Below are 8,205 nucleotides of genomic sequence, written 5' to 3' on the forward strand. Positions count from 1 at the left end.
AAATAAAATACTTAAGGTGATAAATTTGCTTTTAAGACTTGAAAATGTGTCTCATAATTTTGGTGAATTTTACCTCTTTTACGATGTCGACTTGGTTATAAATCAAAACGATAGGATCGCTTTAATAGGTAAAAATGGTGCAGGAAAAACTACTTTATTGAATATTATTTCAGGAAATATTGAGCCTATCGAAGGACGGGTGCTCAAGAGAAATGATTTAAATATATCTCTTTTAAAGCAATATAGATTAGATTTAAATAAAACAGATCCTACTTTGTATGACTTTATAAAAGAAAGTGTCTCAAAAAACACACCTGAACACATAGTCGATAAGACTGTCAGAAGTTTGCTAGTGGGTCTTGGTTTCGAAGAAAGCCAATGGAACAGAAATGTTTCTGGTTTAAGTGGCGGTGAACTAACTAGATTGTCCCTCGGAAAAACCCTTTCTGAAAAAAGCGATTTATTACTTCTTGATGAACCTACTAATCACTTGGATCTCTTCTCTATCGATTGGTTAATCAACTATCTCAAAAATTACAAAGGTGCGATGGTTATAGTATCCCACGACAGGACATTTTTAAAACAGTTGTGTAACAAATATTGGGAAATAAACAATTCTAAGATTTGGGAATTCAAAGGGACTTACAAAGAATACATTCAATCACGTGAAATTTATATAAATTCAGTAAATTCAAGAAAACAGAACTTGCAAAAAGAAATCGAAAGACTCGAAAAAATGATAGAGCGTTACCGAAGTTGGGCTACAGAAAAAATGGTTAGACAAGCCGTAATCCGCGAGAGAAAATTGGAAGAGTTGAAAAATGAACTCGAAGAGATTCAAAATATTGAAGAAGAAAAAGGTATAGACGTAAAGATCCCCCAACCCACAAAAACTGGTTACAAGGTAGTAGAGGTTAAAGACCTATCTTTTTCATACAACGAAGAACAAAAATTACTAGAAAACATCTCTTTTGAACTCTACGAAGGAGAGAAATTAGCCATCTTAGGAAAAAATGGGTGCGGAAAGAGCACTTTACTAAAATTATTGATAGGCGAATTAGAAAATCATGAAGGGAGCATTGAGTGGGGATACAATATCAAAATCGGATATTTAGATCAAGTTATATCTAATCTTTCTCAAGAATATGACGTGTTGAATGAAACGTGGGAATTGGTAAAGGATTGGAAAGATTTCGAAGTAAGAAAGTATCTTGGGAGATTTGGATTCTATTCTAGCGAAGTGTTCAAAAAAGTAAGCGAACTCTCTGGTGGAGAACTCACCAGATTGGCATTAGCTAAAATTTTACTTGAGAAACCAAACGTTTTGATATTGGATGAACCCACCAACCATTTGGATATCCTAACGATTGAAAGTTTGGAGCAAGCACTTAAGGAGTACACGGGAGCCATAATCTTTGTCTCACATGACCAATCTTTTATCGAGAATATCTCAAACAAATTCCTTTTGATAGATAACGGTGAATCCAAAATATCTGAAAATATTGAACCTCTTTTAGAAGAAATAAAAAATAACTCTTTTAAAATAAAAAAAGAAAAAAAAGTAAACGAAGAATACGAACAAAATAAAAAAATAAAAAACAGAATAAAAACTTTGAACAAAGAAATTTCAAGAATCAGAGTTGAATCGGAATTGCTATTTGAAAAGTTAGATTCAGTTGAAGCTAAACTTTTTGAGTATGGAGACGATTATAATAAGGTGTTAGAATTAATTGAAGAAAAAAACAAATTAGAAAAGGAACTTACAAAACTACAAAAACTGGAAAGTAAATATGTAGAAGAATTAAATCAACATACTCAAATCTCAAACAATAATTACGGAGGATAATTATGAAAGGCATATATTCTGATCAAACTAGCTGTTATCTTTATCCCGAGGAGCCAAGCATAGATGACAAGGTAACGATTAAACTGAGAATTCCAAAATACTTAGGTAAAAGTATCGGAAGTGTTATTTTTACTCCTCAAAAAAACTTAAAAAATTATCAACATAAACCAATGCAACTCTCAAAAGAAAGTACTTACTTTTATTTTTTTGAAAGTACTTTCAAAATGCCAGACAGAATTGTTAGGTACCATTTCGAAATAGATTTAATAGAAAAGGGCAAAAAAATGTTCTATGACGCTATGGGGATTGTAGAAAATCGCACTATTCATGACTTTGTACTCGTTGCAGATTTTAAAACTCCAAAATGGTCCCATGGTTCAATATATTATCAAATATTTGTTGATCGATTTAAAAACGGAGATGAAACAAACGATCCAGTATCTCACGAGTATCAATACGATGGTCAAGAAGTTTTGAAAAAAGATTGGAACTCACTGCCAGATCCTAAAAATGGTCATAGAGAGTTTTATGGCGGAGATTTACAAGGAGTTTTAGAAAAGATTGACTACTTAAAAGATTTAGGAGTGGAAACGATTTACCTAAACCCTATCTTTGTTTCTCCAAGTCCGCACAAATATGATACTCAAGATTACGAACATGTAGACCCTCATTTTGGGGTTATAGAGGAAGATTCTGAAGATCTTAACGAAAAATACAAAGTCAGAACTACCTCTATAAAGAACCTCGAAAAAAGCGATGAAATTCTAAAAAGTCTTATTCAAAAAGCCCATGAAAAAGATATAAAAGTTATTTTAGATGGTGTTTTCAACCATTGTGGTTCTTTTCATAAATGGGTAGACGAAATGGATTTGTATGGTGAAGGTAGTCTACATAGGGATGATTCTCCCTACAAAAGTTATTTTTATTGGGACGATGCCCAAAAGAGCTATGAGGGATGGTGGGGTTTTCACACCCTACCAAAATTGAATTATGGAAATATTAGTTTATGGAAATACATAGCGGATATTGGGAAAAAATGGGTAAGTGAACCTTTCAATGCAGATGGATGGAGACTCGATGTTGCGGATGATTTAGGTAAATCTTTTGAAATGAACACAGCCTTTTGGAGATTCTTCTACAAAGTTGTAAAAAAGTCAAATCCTGAATCGATAATATTTGCAGAAATTTATAAATCACCTCTTGCTTGGTTAGAAAGACAATGCTGGGACTCTATAATGAATTATATAACCTGTATGGATCCGGTTAGTTATTTTCTTACAGGCATGGAAAAACACAACGAGCATTATAAACCTGAGCTCTTAAAAAATGCTGAGTATTTCGTTAACTCAGTTAGATGGGCTTTATCTCAATTACCCATGAATAGTAAATTTATTGCTTTAAACCAACTAAGCAACCATGATCATTCTAGATGGATGACAAGAACCACACAAAAAGTTGGTAGATTAGGGCCACAAACACATGAGGAAGCTTCCATTGGTAAAGATCTAGATGTTTTCAAAATAGGATTAGTCACAATGTTTACTCTTCCAGGATCACCTGGATTATTCTACGGTGATGAAATAGGTTTAGAAGGTTGGACAGACCCAGATAATAGAAGACCTTACCCTTGGGGAAAAGAAAATAAAATGTTGTTTAATTTCACAAAAGAATTAATTAAAATGTACAAAGAACATCCTGCATTGAGAAAGGGATCTTTTGATTTTCTTGATTGGAACGGAGGATACGTATCTTATGTTTCATGGAATGAAAGTGAAAATATAATCACCGTTATAAATAGAGAAGAAAAAGAGATCAATGTTGAACTGCCATTATGGCTACTCGATAAAAAAGAAGGCAAAATAGAACTTTTATTCGCTACAAAAGATTTCAATTTAGAAGATAATTCTTATAACGATGGCAAAAAATCTCTAAAAATCCCAGAGAAAATTGCCCTTGTATTTAAAATTAATTGATTCCCCTTGCTTGGATATATGGCTTTTTTTAATGTTCTGTAATCTCACCCTTTAAAATATTAATTCCGTGTGGGATAAGATCTTTAACAGCTTCAAAACATTCTTTAACCGCTTTAGTGCTACCTGGAAAATTGATAATTAAAGTGAATTTTCTAATTCCACAAACTCCTCTAGAAAGATATGCCATTGGGGTATTCTCCCCCGTGGCATATCTGATTTTTTCTGGAATTCCTGGAACCTCTTTTTCGATAATGTTTTTCGTAGCCTCCGGAGTAACGTCTCTTGGAGCTAAACCCGTTCCCCCTGTTGTGAGTATTAAGTCTGCAATATTATTGTCGGCTACTTCTTTTAATTTTTGTTCTATTTCTTCTTTTTCATCGGGAATTATTAGGTAAAAACTTTTAATCCAACCTTCTTCTTCAATCATCTTAATTAGTAATTCACCACTTTTGTCTTGTCTTAAACCCTTTGATCCTTTATCACTTATTGTTATTATTGCAACTTTAATCATTACTGTACCCCCTACTCTGATACAATCGTTAATTTATCACCTGGAACCACGATACCACCTTCTAAAACTTTGGCGAAAATCCCCTCTGTCAGCATTATATTGTCAGGATTGAATTCTCCAGCTTTTCCTATTTCAGTAATTTCGAGTAATACACTCTCACCTACTCTAAATTTGGTTCCCACAGGATATTTATATAACTCTATCCCTTCTATGGTTATATTCTGTGCGAAGTTGCAATATCCATCTTTTAATTTTAAATTCCTTTCTTTTACTATTTTTTCAAGGCTTTCTATGCCCAACAAACTGACTTGTCTATGACTTTTTCCTGCATGATAGTCACCCTCTACACCAAAGTTAGTTATAATGTTTATCTTATCTTGGATTTTTTTGAGCATTCCTCTTTTTTCACATTTACAAACTTTGACTACTTTACCTTCTCTAATCATCGTTTTCTCTAACATAAGTCCCACTTTTACCTCCCGTCTTTTTCATTAATTTTATATTTTTAATCACCATATCTTTATCTACAGCCTTACACATATCGTATACCGTCAAAGCTGCTATTGAAACACCTGTAAATGCTTCCATTTCAACCCCCGTTTTACCTGTTGTTCTCACCGTTGCGTAGATACCTAAAGTTGTAGCATTTTCAAATTCAAATTTTATATCTATGCCGGTTATCAGCAAAGGGTGACACATTGGGATTAACTCAGATGTTTTCTTAACACCCATAATTCCAGCCACTCTTGCGGTTTCTAAAACAGCTCCTTTTTCTATCTGACCGTTCTTTATCTTTTCAAGGGTTGATTCTTTTAGCTTTATTTGCCCATAGGCTATAGCTTCTCTTTTGGTTTCATCTTTATCTGTAACGTCAACCATCTTTGCTCTACCTTTTTCGTCTATATGAGTAAATTCTTTCATACCTATCCTCCAATTTGAGACATATTTTTCTTCGGGAAAAAATCATTTTTGTAAAAGTTGTGACTAATGGGTTTAAGAAGAAGAGCTTTTTCAAACTTTTCTCTCACACCTTCTGAAGAGATCTTTCCATCTTCATCGCGCATATTTACTTCAACATCGCTGGCAAGACAAGGCCTCAAAAATCCATCAGCAGTTAATCTCATTCGATTACATGTTGAGCAAAAGTTATGACTAATAGCGGTAATAAATCCTACAGTTCCCTTTGCCCCAGGGACTTTGAAATCCTTTGAGGGGCCATTATTTTGTATATTTACAGGGACCATACCCATCTTATCGATAATTATTTCCTTGAATTCGTTTAGAGAAACATAATAATTACCAGAAAGAAGGCTTGTTTCACCCATAGGCATATACTCAATAAATCTCACATGTAGGTCCTTATCTATTGTGAGATTAACGAAATTTTCCAATTCATTATCGTTGATACCCTTCATCACAACGGTATTAATCTTTACTGGATTTAAGCCAACTTCAAGTGCTGCTTTAATCCCTTCAATTGCTTGAGAAAATTCGCCCCTTCGAGTAATCGTTTTATAGGTATCGGGATTTAAAGAATCAAGACTAATGTTAACCCTAGACAAACCTGCCCTTTTTAAAGCAAATGCATATTTTGGTAGAAGAACGCCATTAGTTGTCATAGTAATATCTTCAAGTTCAGGAATTTTCCTCAATTCTTTGATTAAATTTACTACGCCTTGTCGAACAAGAGGTTCACCACCTGTGATACGAACTTTCTTTATACCAAGTTCAGTACCTACTTCAACGATTTTGATTATTTCTTCATATCGTAGAATACTGCTATGGGTCTTGAAAGTCACACCTTGAGATGGCATACAATAAATACAACGTAGATTACATCTATCTGTTATCGATACTCTAAGATAATCGATACTTCTTCCGTATTTATCAATCATTATAATTGAACTCTCCTTTTATGACATTATTTCACCTGTATTATCTGTTCTATAACCCCCCAATGCAATTACTTGGCTCTTAAACTTTTCAGAATTAATAACCTCAAGAATTTTTCCCATCCTGGTATCTTGTAGAAAGTCAGTTGGAATTATAAAATCATATCTTTCTTCTAAAAGAGGTATAAAATCCAAATCCATCGCATCGGCAGCTGCCTTTATCCCTAATCCTACATCTGCAGATTTATTTGCAACGGCTGCTGCAACAGCAGTGTGGGTGAATTCTTCTCTCTCGTATCCCCTAATTGATTTTGAAGGTATCCCCTTTTTGTTCAACCAATAGTCTAGTAATACACGGGTACCTGAACCTTTCTGTCTATTGATAAAGTTAATATCTGGACGGATTAAATCCTCTATCTTTCCTAATCCTAAAGGGTTGTCTTTTGGTACAATTAAACCCTGTTGTCTCCAAATTAAATTAACCATAGTTACTTTTTTATCACCTAAAATCTCTTTAACGTAAGTTTTATTGTACGTTCCACTTTGTGGATCCAAAAGGTGGGCTCCAGCCAAATGACACTCGCCTCTTTTAAGCGACATCAATCCTCCCATACTCCCCACAGATTGAATGTTAAAGTCAAATCCAAGTTTTTGAGATTTTATTTCATTAACCAATATGTCTAATGAATAATCATGACTCCCAATGAATAACACGTTTTTTGAAATGGAGGAGATGGGGTTCAAAATATATATTTTCACCTTTTCGTTGATACCTATTCCTTCGGATTTTTCTGGGACAGGCATAATACCATCTGCATTCACCAGTGACTCCATGGCAGCCGAACCCCTTTTTCTTGGAACGGCTACGTATTCTCCATCAATAAAAGCTAAATTAACCCTTAAAAATTCTTCCAAGCCAACTTGTGAAGGAACTTTTCTACGAACAACCGCATTTATATATGGTGTTTCTGGAACGTCCAAACTTAACATCTGATACACAAGGGTTCGTACAAAAATATAATAATTCAGCAAAGCAGATAGAGGATAACCAGGTATACCAATTACCGGCTTTTCTTTTATAACACCAAGAATGACTGGTTTACCAGGCATTATGTTAATTCCATGTACAACAACTCTTCCTACTTCATTTAAAATTTTCTCGGTATAATCTTCCCTACCGGCAGAAGAACCCGCTATAATGATCAAAATATCGTTTTTTTCTATCTCATCCAGCACTTTTTTCTTGAGATCTTCATATTTGTCGGGAAGGATCTCGGTAATTGAAACTTTTGCCCCCCATTGTTCGCCATAAATCTTCATCATAGTCGAATTGAAATCCACAAGTTGACCTTTTTCTGGTTCCTGATTGGGAGGAATAATCTCATCACCTGTTGGAATGATCCCTATCAAAGGCTTTTTTTTAACGTTGATTTCTTTCACACCTGCTTCTAATAAAGATCCTACATCATAAGGTCTTATCATATGATTTACTGGGAACATTAATTGCCCTTTCATTACACTTTCTCCAATAGCTCTAATATTTTGCCATGGTGTAGCACTTTTTTCTATAATGTAAAAATCACCTTCATCATTTATTTCCTCTATCTTTATAACCGCATTAAATCCTTCTGGTATCGGATCCCCAGTATCAACTATAACCGCATCTAAACCTTTTTTCAACATCAATGGATTTGTTTTACTGGCTCCATATGTATTTGAAGCTTTAACCGCTATACCATCCATTGCGGATGCATAATAATGTGGTCCAAACCTTTTTGCATAGATAGCTTCTGCTGTGACTCTACCGTTAGAATTCTCAACTTTAATATTCTCTGTTTCAACAGAATAGTCTTTGAAAATCTTTAAATATTCTTCTTTAGCTTTTTCTAAAGAGACTTTTTCTAAATATATTTTACTCATTTATTCACCTTCTTGAATTCAATTTACCACCTTGAAAAGCTCTTATATAGCGCCCCTTCGCCC

7 protein-coding genes are annotated in these 8,205 nt (G+C 34.1%); 2 read left to right on the top strand and 5 right to left on the bottom strand.

The annotated features are described in order from the left end of the window. Nucleotides 1-16: 16 nt before the first annotated feature. Nucleotides 17-1,846: a ribosomal protection-like ABC-F family protein gene (abc-f, locus tag X926_RS08580; RefSeq protein WP_369973691.1), complete on the top strand. Its 1,830-nt coding sequence runs from the start codon at nucleotides 17-19 to the stop codon at nucleotides 1,844-1,846. A 2-nt stretch (nucleotides 1,847-1,848) separates the two neighbouring features. Then, nucleotides 1,849-3,819 carry a glycoside hydrolase family 13 protein gene (locus X926_RS08585; RefSeq protein WP_103065781.1) on the top strand — a complete coding sequence of 657 codons (1,971 nt, stop codon included), beginning with the start codon at nucleotides 1,849-1,851 and terminating at the stop codon, nucleotides 3,817-3,819. Between the two features lie 28 nt (nucleotides 3,820-3,847). On the opposite strand, the gene X926_RS08590 is transcribed toward X926_RS08585, so the two are convergent. The 5 genes from X926_RS08590 to X926_RS08610 are packed head-to-tail and all read right to left on the bottom strand — an operon-like array spanning nucleotide 3,848 to nucleotide 8,142. Beyond that, a complete protein-coding gene (locus tag X926_RS08590) occupies nucleotides 3,848-4,330 on the bottom strand; it encodes a molybdenum cofactor biosynthesis protein B (protein WP_012208219.1) in 483 nt (160 codons plus the stop codon). An 11-nt stretch (nucleotides 4,331-4,341) separates the two neighbouring features. After that, a complete protein-coding gene (locus tag X926_RS08595) occupies nucleotides 4,342-4,791 on the bottom strand; it encodes an MOSC domain-containing protein (RefSeq protein ID WP_196793038.1) in 450 nt (149 codons plus the stop codon). Continuing rightward, the gene (gene moaC / locus X926_RS08600) at nucleotides 4,769-5,251 is read right to left on the bottom strand and encodes a cyclic pyranopterin monophosphate synthase MoaC (RefSeq protein ID WP_012208221.1); all 483 of its coding nucleotides are present in this window, start codon (nucleotides 5,249-5,251) and stop codon (nucleotides 4,769-4,771) included. The genes X926_RS08595 and moaC overlap by 23 nt, the downstream gene beginning before the upstream one ends. A 2-nt stretch (nucleotides 5,252-5,253) precedes the next feature. Beyond that, nucleotides 5,254-6,225, bottom strand: a complete 972-nt coding sequence (gene moaA / locus X926_RS08605; RefSeq protein ID WP_103065782.1) for a GTP 3',8-cyclase MoaA — start codon at nucleotides 6,223-6,225, stop codon at nucleotides 5,254-5,256. An 18-nt stretch (nucleotides 6,226-6,243) separates the two neighbouring features. Continuing rightward, complete coding sequence (locus X926_RS08610; RefSeq protein WP_103065783.1) at nucleotides 6,244-8,142, bottom strand: molybdopterin biosynthesis protein; 1,899 nt, start codon at nucleotides 8,140-8,142, stop codon at nucleotides 6,244-6,246. Nucleotides 8,143-8,205: the final 63 nt, after the last annotated feature.

This window comes from Petrotoga sp. HWHPT.55.6.3, from assembly GCF_002895495.1.
Lineage (GTDB): Bacteria > Thermotogota > Thermotogae > Petrotogales > Petrotogaceae > Petrotoga > Petrotoga mobilis.

Bases quoted from the DNA above. Each gene is read 5' to 3' on its own strand.
- X926_RS08585 (WP_103065781.1), top strand. From the start codon at position 1,849: ATGAAAGGCATATATTCTGATCAAACTAGCTGTTATCTTTATCCCGAG.
- X926_RS08590 (WP_012208219.1), bottom strand. From the start codon at position 4,330: ATGATTAAAGTTGCAATAATAACAATAAGTGATAAAGGATCAAAGGGT.
- X926_RS08595 (WP_196793038.1), bottom strand. From the start codon at position 4,791: ATGTTAGAGAAAACGATGATTAGAGAAGGTAAAGTAGTCAAAGTTTGT.
- moaC (WP_012208221.1), bottom strand. From the start codon at position 5,251: ATGAAAGAATTTACTCATATAGACGAAAAAGGTAGAGCAAAGATGGTT.
- moaA (WP_103065782.1), bottom strand. From the start codon at position 6,225: ATGATTGATAAATACGGAAGAAGTATCGATTATCTTAGAGTATCGATA.
- X926_RS08610 (WP_103065783.1), bottom strand. From the start codon at position 8,142: ATGAGTAAAATATATTTAGAAAAAGTCTCTTTAGAAAAAGCTAAAGAA.